Here is a 13,929-nt window from a genome sequence, read left to right as displayed (position 1 = left end):
GGTACGGCTTCTGAAATTTAGCAGTGCCCGGGCAGACAGGTAATATTGCAGATTAATGTTGATTCCGCCGATGACGCACCGTCGGAACGGGACCGCAGCGGCTTGCAGGGCGACCGCCCCATTGGGACATCTTCCCTGCAAAGTTGAAGACCAAGACACCAAGCTGTCCGGGGAATGAAAATGCTCGACCCACTCATTTCGCTCGCCTTTTCGATGCAGTCGAACAAAGGCGCCTACGCGCTTCTGCTCGGCTCAGGCGTATCGCGTTCATCGCGCATCCCCACTGGTTGGGAGATAGTTCTCGAACTGATACGTAAGTTGGCCGCGCTTTCCGAGGAACAATGTGAGCCCGACCCCGCTGCGTGGTATGCCGCGAAGTTTGGCGAGCAACCCGACTACGGCAAGTTGCTCGATATGGTTGCGACGACGCCGAGTGAGAGGCAGCAACTCCTACGGGCATATTTCGAGCCATCAGCCGACGAGCAGGGTCAAGGCGTCAAGATGCCTACAAAGGCACACCGCGCCATCGCCAAACTGGCCTTTGCCGGCTACGTGCGGGTCATTATCACGACCAACTTCGACAGGCTCATGGAGCGCGCGCTTGAAGATGAAGGAATCGCGCCGGTTGTGTTGAGCGCGCCAGACCATATTGAGGGCGCTGTGCCGCTCGCGCACATGAAATGCTGCGTCGTGAAGGTTCATGGCGACTATCTCGACACGCGTACTCGGAACACACCCACCGAACTGGCCGAGTACGACCCACGAATGAATGCATTTCTCGCCCGCGTATTTGACGAATTCGGCCTCGTCACCTGCGGCTGGTCGGCCGACTGGGATACCGCGCTGCGCGCGAACATCGAGCGAGCACCCTCACGTCGATATTCGATGTTCTGGACGTCTCGCGGAGAGCCAGGGCGCATCGCTAAAGACCTCATATCTCTGAGGGGCGGCCTGACGCTGCCGATAGACGGTGCCGACAGTTTCTTCGAGGACCTCCAGATGAAAATCGAGTCCATCGAGGAGTTCAGCAAGCCTCACCCGCTCTCCAAGGACATTGCGGTCGCTTCGGCGAAGCGCTTCCTGAGCGACCCTAGCCACCGTATTCGGTTGGCAGATTTGATTGAGAACCTTGGGCGAGAGCTGTCGACGCAATTGCGCGCGGGTCCGTTCGCTGATACTTCTTCGCAGCCGACGAAGGATTCAGTGACGCATCGGGTGAAAACCTACGATTCAATGGCCTCCACATTGATTGCGGTTGCTGCGACATGCGGAAGATGGGGAGACCAGGCGGTCGCTAAAATCCTGCGCCGTTTACTCGACCGAATCTACGCGTCCCGCCAGCAAGGTGGGCTCGTGTTGTGGCTGAACTATCAAAACTACCCAGCCACATTGGTGGCATACGCTGCCTTACTCGGTGCGTCTCTCAGCGACAACCTACTCGCGATGTCCAAGCTATTCGACGGGAAGGTCCGCATGGACAACTTGGAGGTTCCGATATCCATGGCGCTTCCCCCAACCTGTTTCCTGCAGGACTCGCAAGGCTGGGGGCGACTGCTTGAAGGGATGGACCGCCGATACGTCCCGGTTAACGACTGGATGCAGAAGACACTTTGGAACGTGCTCGGGAAGGGGTTTGTTTCAGAAGATGAGTTTGAAAAGCACTTCGACTGGGTCGAGATTATTGTCGCGCTCGCTTGTCATCAAAGCCGGCCGCCAAGTGAGTTCGGCGACTGGTATCCCCCAGGAAGTTTTGGCCATCGAGCCGCGAACAGAGAAAGCGTCGCCGCACGTATCTCGTCGTCGCTCGACGAGTTCGGCGATATGTCCGAGTATGTCTCGTCCGGGTTGTTTGGCAAGACCGCGGAGGAATGCCGAGCGGCCATAGCCGGATTCACCGCGTTTAGCCGAAAGCTGGGTTGGGGCTGGTAGTAGCGGTTATGCAGGGAGGGACCGAACAGCAGTCAAAAGACCGAAGCCACGATAGCGCAATGACTTTGTTCGCTGTTACCTGTCGTCGACGCAGTTGATAAGGCTCTGCAGGAACTCGAACCCCAACTGCCCGGCGGCGCACGCTTCGTGCGAATTTACAGCCAGGGGCACATTGTCGGCGTGGTCGCTTCGGATTTGACCAGGAATCTTGCCATTGGGGCCGTGCTCGCGGTTGGAGTCCTGTTCTGGATGCTTGGCGCGAGTCGCGGAATATGGGCGCTCGCGCTGAGCATCCTGACACTGCAGTTCGACGGCCTCCTCGTGCCCGGCCTGCTTCTGCTGCAGATGCCGTTGGCGTTCTACGGGGGAGCTATTGCCCTGGTGGTGAGTGGTATCGGTCTCAACGCCACCGGTTTGATTGCGTTTCTTACCCTGATTGGAGTGAGCCTGAACCACGGCATCGTCTTGCTGCAGTTCGTAAAGCGAAACGAAGCGCAAGGACTCCCGGTGGTCGAAGCCGTGCGCGACGCTGTTGACGTGCGCTTCCGGCCGTTTCTCCTGACTGTGCTGACAGCCTCACTGGGCCTGCTGCCGACCGCACTCGGTTTCGGTAAAGGCGCCGCCCCTGAACAGGGCCTGGCCATTGTTACGCTGGGCGGTCTGGTCTGGAGCGGTCTGCTAAGTACAAACCTGTCACCGGCGCTTTATGTGTACAGGCGTGAGAAGCAGCGTCGGAAGGTAACCTAGACCAGCTCAGGGCGGAACAACGTCCGATACCATCGGTAGCACTTCATATTGATTTAGCCCCGACGTGCGACCATACCGCCATCGAACCGGACGATTACAGAATCAGAAAGAATGCAGACTAACCTAAAGCCTCGCGCACGCACGCTCAGCCAGATTCCCCGTGGCGTCTGGATGCTCGGCTTCGTCAGCATGTTCATGGACATCTCGTCGGAGATTATCCACAGCCTCCTACCGATGTTCCTGGTGACGAGCCTGGGGGCGAGCGCCATGATGGTTGGACTCATTGAAGGTGTCGCGGAAGCGACCGCGCCCATCGTGAAAATATTTTCCGGTGCATTGAGCGACTATCTTGGCAACAGGAAATGGCTCGCTGTCATTGGCTACAGCATGGGTGCGCTCAGCAAGCCGCTTTTTGCACTTGCGCCTACGGCGGGGATTGTCCTGGCCGCGCGCGTTGTGGACCGGGTCGGGAAGGGTCTGCGGGGGGCGCCGCGCGACGCGCTAGTGGCGGATATCGCTCCGCCACATCTGCGCGGTGCCGCGTATGGCCTGCGCCAGTCGCTGGACACCGTCGGCGCCTTCATCGGTCCGTTGCTGGGCGTCGTGCTGATGTTGCTTTGGGCAAACGACTTCCGCAGGATATTCTGGGTGGCCGTGATTCCGGGCATCGCCGCCGTGACATTGCTTGTGTTCGGCGTGAGGGAGCCGGAGCGCCACTCAGGTGCGAAACGCGTCAATCCGTTGAAGCTCGAAAACCTGAAGAAGCTCAGCAAGCCGTACTGGTGGGTTGTATTTGTCGGTGCGGCGTTCACACTCGCTCGGTTCAGTGAGGCGTTTCTCGTCCTGCGCGCCATGCAGGGCGGCGTACCCGTCGCGCTGGTGCCGCTCGTCATGGTCGTGATGAACCTGGTGTATGCGGCCTCGGCTTACCCCTTTGGCAAGCTCGCTGACTCGATGAGTCACACCAGACTGCTAGCCATCGGTCTCGTCGTGCTGATTGTGTCGGATGTCGTGCTTGCGCACGGAAGTCACTGGCCAATCGTGCTGCTCGGCGTCGTTCTGTGGGGCCTGCACATGGGGCTCACACAAGGTCTGCTGGCAACCATGGTCGCGCAAGTGGCACCACCCGAACTGAAAGGGACAGCGTTTGGCTTCTTCAACCTCACGAGCGGATTGGCAATGCTTGTGGCAAGCCTCGTCGCCGGCGAGCTCTGGGACCGGTTTGGAGCAGGCACAACGTTCTATGCAGGCGCTGGATTCTGTATCGCGACGCTAATTGCGCTAGTCGCGAGGACAACGACGTCTGGCGGTGAAGCATGAACTGGCGTTTGCTCTTCAACCGCATCGGAATCCGCAACCTGCTCGTTGCTGGCGCACTAGCTGTCGGTGGTACGTGGCTTTTCCTTGGCGTGCTGGAGGATGTCGTTAGCGGGGACCCGCTTGTTACGGTCGACGTCAGGATTCACGCGGTGCTCAAATCTATCCGTTTTCCGCTACTCGACTCCATTATGGTCGCCGCCTCGGAACTGGGCGATGCTGCCGTCACCATCCCGGTGATTCTCGTCGTCCTTGCGTGGCTCGTCTGGCAAAAGCGGCTGCGGAGCGCCACTTACTGGATACTGGCGACAGTGCTTGCACAGGCCTTCGTCGTAACACTGAAGTTTGCCATGCGCCGTGCGCGACCGTCATCAATGTATGAGGGCCTGCAGGGATTTTCCTTTCCCAGTAATCATGCAACGCTGAGCGTGGTTACCTACGGTTTTCTGGCGTTTTTCGTTGCGCGCGCGTGGGGCAGCGCCGCACGGCTACGTATTGCGACTGCCACCGCGCTGTTTATTCTCCTGATTTCGTTCTCGCGCCTTTATCTCGGCGTGCACTGGTTTTCTGATGTGCTCGCTGGAATCAGCTTCGGTGTGGCGTGGATAGCAACGGCAGCCGTGCTACATCGCGTAGGGGATGAAAACGAAAGGGGCGCTACTTCCCTCGGAGTGGCGTCCTTCGTCACCTTTGTCATCAGTGCGACGGTGCACATCATCATGCAACACGGTGTGGACATGACCCTCTACGCCCCCGGGTAGCGTATGTTGACAACCAACCCTCTTGTTGTCACCGCGTGCGTCGATGCCAGAAGAGCGCATCGTGTGCAGTGCGATTCGAACGTGGTTAATGTCACGCTGAAAGGTTGAGCATTCAATGCGAGGCCGGGCGCAGCCGTTGGTGAATCAGTCGTCATCGTCAGAATGGCGATGGTGTTCCCATCCGCGGTGGCGGCCGTGGTCATGCCACCGGCGCCCGTCGCCGTAATCTTCGTCATAGCGGTATCCATAGCCATAGACCGGGGCGGGTGCGTAGACCACTGGCGGCGGAGCCTCGTACACAACAGGCGGCGCAGCATAAACTGGCCCCGGCACGCCCAGAAACACGCCGATGTCCGCGTGCGCGAAAGCCGCGCTGGATGCGCATGCAGCGGAAATGCCCACAGCCAGAAAAAGGGTAGCGCGTCTCACGGTGTTCTCCTGTCCTGCCCACTTCCGACGGACGCCAGACAATGGCGAAACGATGCGGATTCTAGGTGTGGCGCGCGGCCGCAAGTGCGGCTGAAATGTCAATTCTGTAACCGGCAGTAACCTGCTTCGGATACTGCCGGTTCCGGCCGGGATTACGATGTGCTCAGCGAGTCGCCCGAGACATGGACGCGCTGTCCGACCTGAACCGGCGGCTGCGTCGAATAATTGAAATTCCGGTAGCTGCCGTCCTGCATTCTTACCTGCACCTGGTAGCTGGTCGCCTTACGCACCGCATGCTCGATGCCGTTACCCGCAAGTCCGCCGCCAACCGCTCCTGCAATCGTGGTCAGAACGCGACCGCGTCCTCCCCCGACCTGATTTCCCAACAGGCCACCAGCGACGGCTCCACCCACGGCTCCCAGCCCCGTTGTTGGTTCGGCTTCCTGAACTGTATTGACGGCGACAACTTCGCCTGCATTCGGGTCGACGGCGACCGGCCTTGGTGCGGGTTGAGCGGAGTTTTGGTAGGTGTTGTCGTTCGCATACCTCGGGGCCTGTTCGACCGTCGCGCTACGGTGATGATGGACGCGTGGTTGCGCTGAGGTGTCCTCATGCGTGACGCGTTGCTCCGTGGCAGGTTGCGGTGAAGTCGCTGGTGCGCTCGAAATTTGAGCGGTCACTGGCGCAACTGACGTCGAAGGCGAGGTCGTCGCGCGTGACGTTGGCAGAATGCCGGTCATCGCAGCGATGCCTGTCGCGCTCGCCAGGATGACGGCCACAGCCGCACCGGCAACCAGCGGATGAATACGACTGCGTTGCGGCAGATTGGATGTCGGGTTGGTGTTCATGTCGCGCTCCGTTGACGTGTGTCAGCAAGAACGCGGGAGCCGGCAAACCGGTGGACGTAAAGTCCGCAAGATTTGTAAGCACTTGTAGCATTTCCCGACGGCCACCTAGGCTCCGGTTCTCTTAGAAGTATCGCCTCCGCTAGCGTCTGGTGCTCACGCTACCGCGCCAAACAAAGCGCCGACGCCTGATGACACGCCCATTGCCAGAGCACTCCAGAAGACCACGCGGATAACACCCGGCCCGACTTTCGCTCCACCGGCTTTCGCGGCGAGGCCTCCCAGAGCGGCCAGCGAAACCAGGGCAGAGAGGACGATGGCTGGAAGCAGTACCGATTCGGGCGTAAGGGCGGCGACGATAACCGGCAATGCGGCGCCAACCGCAAAACTTCCAGCGGAAGCCAGCGCGGCTTGCAGAGGTCGCGCAGCCGTGACCTCCGAAATGCCTAGCTCATCACGCGCATGAGTCCCCAGTGCGTCGTGCGCCATGAGCTTTTCAGCAACCTGAGCGGCAAGCGGCAAGTCCAGACCACGACTCACGTAAATTGCAGTCAATTCCCGTTGCTCGCGGGAGAAGTCGGCATCGAGTTCGGTCTGTTCCTGGGCCAAGGATGCCTTTTCAGTATCCGCCTGCGAGGAAACGGATACATATTCTCCCGTCGCCATTGACATAGCCCCAGCAACCAGGCCTGCCACGGCCGTGAGCACAACGCTTCCATGAGCAGTGTGCGCAGATGCCACGCCGGCGACGAGGCTCGCCGTCGAGACAATGCCATCATTGGCGCCCAGTACAGCGGCACGCAACCAGCTAATCGATTCGAGACGATGCTGTTCCTTGTGTCGCCCAGGCATAGCTCCTCCAAGTTTGAGATGTTAATTCACTGGCTCACAGCGATGGACACAAGGGCAGCTTGCATGTGTCGCTGCGAGGGCGACATCAGAGACGTCTGCCGTGCTTGGACTCGCTTGCTTATCGGGCATCGCGTGCGCAACAGCTTCCGACGCATATACCGGGCTTGCCATCAATTCTGAATACGTCGAAGCCCGGCGAGTTGACTGCCACAAGTCAGGCCGCCGCCTTCGATGGCTGAACTTCCACCGTGACGTGCGATAGCCCCTTGAAACGCTCGAGCACCGCATGATAGAAGCGTGAGTCTCGCTGTGGCTCACTGGTCGAGACCGACACTACCACGCTCATGTGGCCAGGCCCCACGCGCCAGACATGCAGGTCGACAACCTTGTCGCCATGGTCCTCGATGGCGTGACGCACGTTTTCCGCCATGCGCCGGTCCGGATTGATATCGAGCAGAATCGCACCGGTGTCGCGCATAAGTCCATAAGACCAGTTGGCTATCACCAGCGCCCCGATGATGCCCGCCAGCGGGTCCATCCAGAGCCAGCCGAAGGTGCGCGCCAGTACAAGACCAAGAATTGCCAGCACGGATACCGCCGCGTCAGCCATGACGTGCATATAGGCGGAGCGGATATTATGGTCCCTGCTTACAGCCTCATGCGTGTCGTGGCCATGCTCATGCTCATGCTCGGCAAATTCGACTTCATGGTCGCCGTCAGACAAACTCACAATCGCTCTGAATGCGTGCGGCTCCGGGATTTCGTCTTTCGATTCCAGGTAACAACCACGGTCCCCCAGCACAAAAACCTGACGCGCCCCGTCCGGTCTGACGGTCGTGATAGTCATCGTTGATGCGACCATGCGCGAGTCCGGTGATTCCGGAGTAATCCGGAAGACGGGCGGCACGCCGTCCTCGAAAATTGATACCGCGAATACACCAGATGGGGCGACAATCTTCTGCGCTTCCTCTTCGTGAGCGTGGTCGTCATGACCATGACCATGACCATGCCCATGTCCGTGGTTATGACCATGGCTATGGCCGTGATGGTCGCCGCTCAGAAGCCAGACACTCGCGAGGTTGACCAGCAAGCCGACCACTGCGATGGGAATTGCCTCGCCGAAATGGATAGGAATCGGTGCAAGAAATCGGGAGACCGCCTCGTAACCAATCAGCAAGGCAATCATTGCCAGTACGATGGCGCTGGTAAATCCGGCCAGGTCGCCGAGCTTGCCCGTGCCGAACACGAAGCGCGAATCAGAAGCATGTTTGCGCGCGTATGTATAGGCAAGTGCTGCAATCAGCATCGCACCCGCATGCGTCGACATGTGCAGTCCATCGGCGACCAGCGCAAGCGACCCGAACATACTGCCGCCAACGATTTCAACCAGCATCATGGCACTGCACAGCGCAATCACGGCCCACGTCTTTCGCTCGTTCTTTTCGTGACCAGCGCCAAGGAAGATGTGGTCATGCCCTGCGCCGAACGCGGCGTCTTTGAAATCATTCATTTCCAACCCAATCACTTGAAATAGCTGTGAACAACTTCGATGAGCTGTTCCGTGGCGCTGTCGCCGTGTTCCTCGCCGTTTTCAGCATCCACAAGGTGGTTCCGGATGTGGTCCTCCAACACAACTGCCAACAGGCCGTTCATCGCTCCCCTGCAACTCGTAATCCGTTGCAGGACGTCGGAGCACCCGTGCTCTTCCTCAAGCGCACGTTCGATGGCCTCGACCTGCCCTTTGATACGGCGGACCCTGTTAAGAAGCTTCTGTTTTTCCTGAACTGTGTGACTCATCGCGCCCTCCGCATACCCCACGGGGGTATATAATTGCTCCGAGTCTACCATAGGGGGTAGGGGTATCATTTGTTTGTGTGAAATTATCCGTGCTCGCTGATTTCGCCAGATGCCTCCCAAACCCGGTTAATGTTTGCAGCGGTCTTTCATGAATGCACGTCACAACGCCGCTTTTACCGCTCTGCTAGCCGCCGCGCTATTCGGCGCGACGACGCCGCTCGCCAAGACGCTGCTTGGCACGCTGTCGCCCTTCATGGTCGCAGGCCTCTTCTACCTGGGCAGTGGCGTTGGTCTTGCTCTCGGAATTTTTGTTCAACGCCTACGCCGCACGACTGGAGAGCGCCAGAACGAAAGCCGGATTCAGGTCGCCGAAGTGCCTTGGCTTCTCGGGGCAATCGCAGCGGGCGGGGTGGCCGGACCTGCGCTGCTGATGCTCGGTCTCAGCACAACTCCCGCTGCAACCAGTTCCCTACTACTGAATCTTGAAGGCGTGTTCACGGCGGTGATTGCCTGGGTTGTGTTCCGCGAAAACGTCGACGTCCAGATATTTCTTGGGATGGTCGCGATAGTGGCAGGCGGTGTCGTCCTTTCGTGGCAGCCTGGCGACACTGCCGTCTCGCTCGGTGCACTGCTCGTCGTCGCAGCCTGCGTTGCGTGGGCGGTCGACAATAACCTGACGCGAAAGGTCTCGGCGAACGACGCGATGGTCATTGCCTGCCTGAAAGGCCTTGTCGCAGGCTCAGTCAATCTGTGCATCGCGCTGCTTCTCGGCGCGCACCTGCCGGGCGTCGGGAAGGTGGCGGCTGCCATGCTGACCGGCTTCGCTGGCTACGGTGTGAGTTTGGTTCTTTTTGTCGTCGCCCTGCGAAATCTGGGTACCGCCCGAACCGGTGCGTATTTTTCAGTCGCCCCGGTATTCGGCGTCGCGTTATCGCTTTTCCTCTGGCCGGAAGTGCCATCGCTGTCTTTCTGGATTGCCGCGGCGCTCATGGCTTTGGGAATCTGGCTTCATATCCGTGAGCGGCATGAACATCCGCACGCTCACGAAGTTTTGGACCATAACCATCGACACCGGCACGACGAGCACCACCAGCATACGCATGATTTTGACTGGGACGGTGAGGAGCCGCACACGCATCCTCATCAACATGCGCCTATCGCTCACACGCACGCGCACTTTCCCGACATCCATCACCGGCATACCCATTGACGTGTGGAGGACGGCTAACGGCTATTTGGGCCTTCTATTGACGGGCGGCAGCATGAGCAGCGTCGGCAGCTGGTGCTGGTATAAGGTCCACCTCAAAGAACAAACAGTCGCAGCGCGAGGCCTATTACACCGCATGCGAGCACGACCGTTATTACCCCGACCTTGAACCGGAACAGTGCGATACCGGCAGCCATCCCTATAAGCAGCGAGGGCCATTCGAATCCGCCCTTGATGCCATGTGGCCACAGGACGTGAAGGGCAAAAAACACGGCGAGATTCACGATGACGCCAACCACAGCGGAAGTGATGGCTGTCAACGGCGCAGTAAACTTCAGATTGCCGTGGGTCGTTTCGATGAAGGGACCGCCGAGCAGAATGAACAGGAATGACGGCAGGAACGTAAAGAACGTCACGACGATTGATGCGGCGACCGCAGAGGCAAATATTGCATCCGGCCCGAACACTGCCTTGGTCCAGCCGCCAACGAAACCGACGAAGGAAACCACCATGATGAGCGGACCAGGCGTCGTCTCTCCGAGCGCCAGGCCGTCTATCATCTGCAACCCGGTCAACCAGTGGTAGTTATCGACGGCCCCCTGGTAGACGTACGGCAACACCGCATACGCGCCCCCGAAAGTGAGTAAAGCGGCTTTCGTGAAGAACCAGGCCATTTGCGTAAGCGTTCCCGTCCAGCCGTACATAAGCGAAAGCACCGTGATGGCCGCGAGCCAAATCAGCATGAAGACCGCAAGCACGACCGTGAACCGCTTCCATGTGAAGAGCGCATGACGCGGGGTGGGCGTGTCGTCGTCAAGGAGTGCGGGACCAAACCCCTTGTCGCCCGACTTGTGTCCGCCTCCGACCACGAATCTGGACGGAGCGTATTTACCTCCAAAGTGCCCAATGATGCCGGCTACCAGCACGATGAGAGGGAACGGAACGTTGGCGACGAAGATTGCGAGGAATGCTGCCGCAGCAATTGACCACAGCCACGCATTCTTGAGTGCGCGAGAGCCAATCCTGTACGCGGCGAAGACGACGATGGCCGTGACCGCCGGCTTGATGCCGTAAAGCACGCCTGCTACGGCCGGGACACTGCCAAAGGCCATGTAGACCCAGGACAGTCCTATCAGGATGAAGAGGGACGGAAGAACGAAGAACCCTCCGGCGATTAGGCCGCCCCAAGTGCGGTGCATCAGCCAACCGATATATGTGGCCAGTTGCTGCGCCTCCGGTCCGGGAAGGACCATGCAGTAGTTCAACGCGTGCAGAAATCGCTTCTCGGAAATCCAGCGTTTTCGCTCGACCAGGTCCTGATGCATGATGGCAATCTGCCCAGCCGGACCTCCAAAGCTGATAAAGCCTAGCTTGAGCCAGTACCAGAGCGCTTGACCAAAGGTCACGGATTCGACCGCCTCAATGCGCTGATTGCTCATTTCGTCATCTGGCGCCGTTTGACTTTGTTGCACTTGGAACTCCGAAAGCTTTAGCTTGCGATTGAATGTTCAGCGGTGTGCGATAACACGGTGGTATCACCACCGACCGGTGATGCGAATCGCGCGGACGGTGTGGCTGCGACGCCAATTTCCATGGCGATTGGCAAACGGCACTGAACGGAGGTAGCTACTCCGGGACCATTAGGGGCCCGTTCACCTCCGTCGCCTGGTTGCTCCCTTTTCCACGGCAGCAAAATGCGCAAGCAGTGAGTCAAGCATCTGGCTCATTTCGTTCAGCAGTTCGTCATCGCTCAGGCCGCGCTTTGTGGCGCCTGTCATCACCGCCTCAAATCCGGCCGCCTCGGGGACCACGATGCCGCCGACATCGAGCGAATGAACCATACTGGCGAGCCCTGCCATACCCGGCTCCTCGTCGATACCGAAGCTGGCGGCTAAAACTTCAAAGGTCACGCGTTCATTGATGTGCGTAAACGTGGCGCCATCAAAATCAAAGCCGACCGCGTCTGGGGGGCAATCATCCGGCGAGGCGAGCCACTCGAAGCGGGCGTTGCGGTCGACAAACCGCCTGATGAGCCATGCGCTTGCCACGCGGTCGACCCAGAGCCTCCGACGAGTGGCCCAGACACGGCCTTGATACTCCCTCGGCTCGAGACGCTTTATCGTGCCTTCGGTCTGATGGGGTTCACCGGGGGACAGCACCGCATCGGCCGCTGCGACGAAGTCTTGCCAGGCTGACTGGGCACGAACCGTAGCTTCATTGGGGAAGAAATCGATGCCCGACAGTGCTTCAAATTCCTTTCGCGTTTTTCGCAGGAGCCTGGTGATGTCCGCAGGCGCAAGGCTCGCGAGCGACTTCCGGGTTTCGTCGAGTAAGCGCCGCAGCGTCGCATATTCGTCGGCTCTGTCGAACAGCGCCCGAAATTCCTGCTCCTGCGCCGCATCGCGGCTTGGGAACCGCATCAGATAAGCTGTGCCCCCCGCCTGGCCAATACCCTCGCACATTTCTCCCATCTCGCCACCTGCATCTTCTCCGTCCGGAAGCAGATACACCCCGTCCCGCAACACAGCGCAGCCTCTGGTCTTCAAGGCACGCCAATAACGCATACGCACGGTTGCGTTGTCGGTCGGAAGCGTGAGCACAAGGAGGAGCCAGTCGGTAATTTCATTCATGTAACGCAATCTACATGATAGTTATATACGCTACAAATTATTTTTGCTTTGTGGGCGGTTCACGCCTACGATTCGTTGCAGGAGCAGCTGGCTCACCATTCCGCCCGACCAATCCGGGGCTATCAAAATGCGCGTTTGGTCGGCGGATGTGACGCCGCAGCCGAGACAGGTGGCTCTCGCGAACGAACGGAGAAGCATGTGGCGACCCGAAGAGATTTTCTGCACAAGGCGACTGCAGTAGGCGCAGGCCTGGTTCTGGCCTCCGCCGATGTACTTCAGGCAGCCGAGGAAACTGCCTACAGCGACAAGCTTGTAGACGCGGACGGCAAATATTCTGCAGCGCCACTGCCATTTGCATACGACGGACTCGAGCCGATTATTGATGCTCGAACCGTCGAAGTTCACTACAACTTCCATCACAAGCCGGCAGTGGTCGCTGCCAACAAGGCGGAAGAGGCGCTTGCGAAGGCTCGCGATTCAAACGACTTTGCATTGGTGAAGTTCTATGAGAAAGAGTTGGCGTTCCAGTTCTCTAGCCACATCCTGCACACGATTTATTGGACCAGCATCTCGGGCAAAGGCGCCGAACCTAAAGGCGAACTGGCCAAGGCTATCGACAAGAATTTTGGCTCCTATGCCAAATTCGAGGCTCAGCTATTCGCAGCGACGCTGGCGGTCGAAGCATCGGGCTGGGGCGTCGTCGGATACCATCCAGCAACCGGGAAGCTGATGGTGTTGCAGTGTGAAAATCATCAGAAGCTGACAGCGTGGGGTATTCAACCCATCCTTGTTCTCGACGTCTTCGAACACGCGTACTACCTGCGGTACCAGAACAAGCGCAACGAGTACCTCACCCAACTCTTCACGCTGTTGAACTGGGAAAACGCTGCACAACGATTCAGTGCCGCACAGCCAACGCGGAGGCCGACATGAAATGGGTCACGCGTGAACGTCCGAAAATCGACCGTATAGCCTGTCCATGGCTGATTGCCCGATTCATCGATGAGTCGCCGGAGTTTCTATTCGTATCAACAGACCAGGTGCCGGTCGTCGCCGAGCGTGAGGGCGCGATACCGTTCGACATTCCCGGCGTAATGCTCTCACACGCTGGCGAACATTGCAGCTTCGATACTTTCCTCGCGGAATATCAGTTGACCGACCCGGCTCTGGCCGCACTTGCAGTCATCGTACGTGGAGCAGATACGGCTCGGCTCGACCTGGCTCCGCAAGCCCCAGGGCTGCTGGCCTTGTCTCTCGGTCTATCGCGAATCTTTGCGGACGACCACGAGATGCTTTTGCATGGCATGGTCATGTATGACGCGCTCTACGCGTGGTGTCGCGACTGTCAGAGCGAAGCACACGGCTGGCCGCCAGCGTCGTAGAAACGATGGTGCTGGGGCAACATTGTGGCCTTC

15 protein-coding genes are annotated in these 13,929 nt (G+C 58.9%); 7 read left to right on the top strand and 8 right to left on the bottom strand.

Annotated features, from left to right (window positions below; translation table 11 throughout):
• Positions 1-174: 174 nt before the first annotated feature.
• From P0D68_RS03295 to P0D68_RS03280, 4 genes are all read left to right on the top strand, one after another.
• The gene (locus tag P0D68_RS03295; RefSeq protein WP_408468009.1) at positions 175-1,929 is read left to right on the top strand and encodes an SIR2 family protein; all 1,755 of its coding nucleotides are present in this window, start codon (positions 175-177) and stop codon (positions 1,927-1,929) included.
• Between the two features lie 147 nt (positions 1,930-2,076).
• Complete coding sequence (locus P0D68_RS03290; protein ID WP_408303202.1) at positions 2,077-2,676, top strand: efflux RND transporter permease subunit; 600 nt, start codon at positions 2,077-2,079, stop codon at positions 2,674-2,676.
• A gap of 111 nt (positions 2,677-2,787) precedes the next feature.
• On the top strand, positions 2,788-3,996 hold the full coding sequence (locus tag P0D68_RS03285) for an MFS transporter (RefSeq protein WP_408468008.1): 1,209 nt from the start codon (positions 2,788-2,790) through the stop codon (positions 3,994-3,996).
• The gene (locus tag P0D68_RS03280) at positions 3,993-4,754 is read left to right on the top strand and encodes a phosphatase PAP2 family protein (protein WP_408303206.1); all 762 of its coding nucleotides are present in this window, start codon (positions 3,993-3,995) and stop codon (positions 4,752-4,754) included. Before P0D68_RS03285 ends, P0D68_RS03280 begins: the two co-directional genes overlap by 4 nt.
• On the opposite strand, the gene P0D68_RS03275 is transcribed toward P0D68_RS03280, so the two are convergent.
• The 6 genes from P0D68_RS03275 to P0D68_RS03250 form a co-directional block, all read right to left on the bottom strand.
• Positions 4,739-4,990, bottom strand: coding sequence for a hypothetical protein (locus P0D68_RS03275; protein WP_408468088.1), 252 nt, complete (start codon positions 4,988-4,990; stop codon positions 4,739-4,741). The two genes, P0D68_RS03280 and P0D68_RS03275, sit on opposite strands and share 16 nt — an antisense overlap.
• Complete coding sequence (locus tag P0D68_RS03270) at positions 4,899-5,183, bottom strand: hypothetical protein (protein WP_408303208.1); 285 nt, start codon at positions 5,181-5,183, stop codon at positions 4,899-4,901. The genes P0D68_RS03275 and P0D68_RS03270 overlap by 92 nt, the downstream gene beginning before the upstream one ends.
• Positions 5,184-5,335: 152 nt before the next feature.
• Complete coding sequence (locus P0D68_RS03265) at positions 5,336-6,031, bottom strand: glycine zipper 2TM domain-containing protein (RefSeq protein WP_408303210.1); 696 nt, start codon at positions 6,029-6,031, stop codon at positions 5,336-5,338.
• Positions 6,032-6,184: 153 nt separating this feature from the next.
• Positions 6,185-6,880: a VIT1/CCC1 transporter family protein gene (locus P0D68_RS03260; RefSeq protein ID WP_408303212.1), complete on the bottom strand. Its 696-nt coding sequence runs from the start codon at positions 6,878-6,880 to the stop codon at positions 6,185-6,187.
• Positions 6,881-7,094: 214 nt separating this feature from the next.
• The gene (dmeF, locus tag P0D68_RS03255) at positions 7,095-8,390 is read right to left on the bottom strand and encodes a CDF family Co(II)/Ni(II) efflux transporter DmeF (RefSeq protein WP_408303214.1); all 1,296 of its coding nucleotides are present in this window, start codon (positions 8,388-8,390) and stop codon (positions 7,095-7,097) included.
• A gap of 11 nt (positions 8,391-8,401) precedes the next feature.
• Positions 8,402-8,677 carry a metal/formaldehyde-sensitive transcriptional repressor gene (locus tag P0D68_RS03250; RefSeq protein WP_408303216.1) on the bottom strand — a complete coding sequence of 92 codons (276 nt, stop codon included), beginning with the start codon at positions 8,675-8,677 and terminating at the stop codon, positions 8,402-8,404.
• A 148-nt stretch (positions 8,678-8,825) separates the two neighbouring features.
• On the opposite strand from P0D68_RS03250, the gene P0D68_RS03245 reads away from it, so the two are divergent.
• Positions 8,826-9,887, top strand: a complete 1,062-nt coding sequence (locus tag P0D68_RS03245; protein WP_408468007.1) for a DMT family transporter — start codon at positions 8,826-8,828, stop codon at positions 9,885-9,887.
• A gap of 92 nt (positions 9,888-9,979) precedes the next feature.
• Here the strand turns inward: P0D68_RS03245 and chrA are convergent, their stop codons facing one another.
• On the bottom strand, positions 9,980-11,323 hold the full coding sequence (gene chrA, locus P0D68_RS03240; RefSeq protein ID WP_408303305.1) for a chromate efflux transporter: 1,344 nt from the start codon (positions 11,321-11,323) through the stop codon (positions 9,980-9,982).
• Between the two features lie 213 nt (positions 11,324-11,536).
• The gene (locus P0D68_RS03235; protein ID WP_408303218.1) at positions 11,537-12,514 is read right to left on the bottom strand and encodes a chromate resistance protein ChrB domain-containing protein; all 978 of its coding nucleotides are present in this window, start codon (positions 12,512-12,514) and stop codon (positions 11,537-11,539) included.
• 198 nt (positions 12,515-12,712) lie between these two features.
• Here P0D68_RS03235 and P0D68_RS03230 point away from each other — a divergent pair, with 198 nt between their 5' ends.
• Together P0D68_RS03230 and P0D68_RS03225 are read left to right on the top strand one after the other, a co-directional pair.
• Positions 12,713-13,447: a superoxide dismutase gene (locus tag P0D68_RS03230; protein WP_408303220.1), complete on the top strand. Its 735-nt coding sequence runs from the start codon at positions 12,713-12,715 to the stop codon at positions 13,445-13,447.
• Complete coding sequence (locus P0D68_RS03225; RefSeq protein WP_408303222.1) at positions 13,444-13,896, top strand: chromate resistance protein ChrB domain-containing protein; 453 nt, start codon at positions 13,444-13,446, stop codon at positions 13,894-13,896. Before P0D68_RS03230 ends, P0D68_RS03225 begins: the two co-directional genes overlap by 4 nt.
• The last annotated feature ends 33 nt before the right edge of the window (positions 13,897-13,929 follow it).

Source organism: Paraburkholderia sp. RL17-380-BIE-A, assembly GCF_046028085.1.
Classification (GTDB): Bacteria; Pseudomonadota; Gammaproteobacteria; order Burkholderiales; family Burkholderiaceae; genus Paraburkholderia.
Note: the sequence above shows the minus strand (reverse complement) of the source record. Positions and strands in the feature narration are given on the sequence as shown.

Excerpts from the sequence above, each read along its gene's own strand:
- P0D68_RS03275 (WP_408468088.1), bottom strand. The coding sequence starts at position 4,990 with ATGACGAAGATTACGGCGACGGGCGCCGGTGGCATGACCACGGCCGCC.
- P0D68_RS03280 (WP_408303206.1), top strand. The coding sequence starts at position 3,993 with ATGAACTGGCGTTTGCTCTTCAACCGCATCGGAATCCGCAACCTGCTC.
- P0D68_RS03285 (WP_408468008.1), top strand. The coding sequence starts at position 2,788 with ATGCAGACTAACCTAAAGCCTCGCGCACGCACGCTCAGCCAGATTCCC.
- P0D68_RS03260 (WP_408303212.1), bottom strand. The coding sequence starts at position 6,880 with ATGCCTGGGCGACACAAGGAACAGCATCGTCTCGAATCGATTAGCTGG.
- chrA (WP_408303305.1), bottom strand. The coding sequence starts at position 11,323 with ATGAGCAATCAGCGCATTGAGGCGGTCGAATCCGTGACCTTTGGTCAA.
- P0D68_RS03265 (WP_408303210.1), bottom strand. The coding sequence starts at position 6,031 with ATGAACACCAACCCGACATCCAATCTGCCGCAACGCAGTCGTATTCAT.
- P0D68_RS03225 (WP_408303222.1), top strand. The coding sequence starts at position 13,444 with ATGAAATGGGTCACGCGTGAACGTCCGAAAATCGACCGTATAGCCTGT.
- dmeF (WP_408303214.1), bottom strand. The coding sequence starts at position 8,390 with ATGAATGATTTCAAAGACGCCGCGTTCGGCGCAGGGCATGACCACATC.
- P0D68_RS03235 (WP_408303218.1), bottom strand. The coding sequence starts at position 12,514 with ATGAATGAAATTACCGACTGGCTCCTCCTTGTGCTCACGCTTCCGACC.
- P0D68_RS03250 (WP_408303216.1), bottom strand. The coding sequence starts at position 8,677 with ATGAGTCACACAGTTCAGGAAAAACAGAAGCTTCTTAACAGGGTCCGC.
- P0D68_RS03245 (WP_408468007.1), top strand. The coding sequence starts at position 8,826 with ATGAATGCACGTCACAACGCCGCTTTTACCGCTCTGCTAGCCGCCGCG.
- P0D68_RS03295 (WP_408468009.1), top strand. The coding sequence starts at position 175 with ATGAAAATGCTCGACCCACTCATTTCGCTCGCCTTTTCGATGCAGTCG.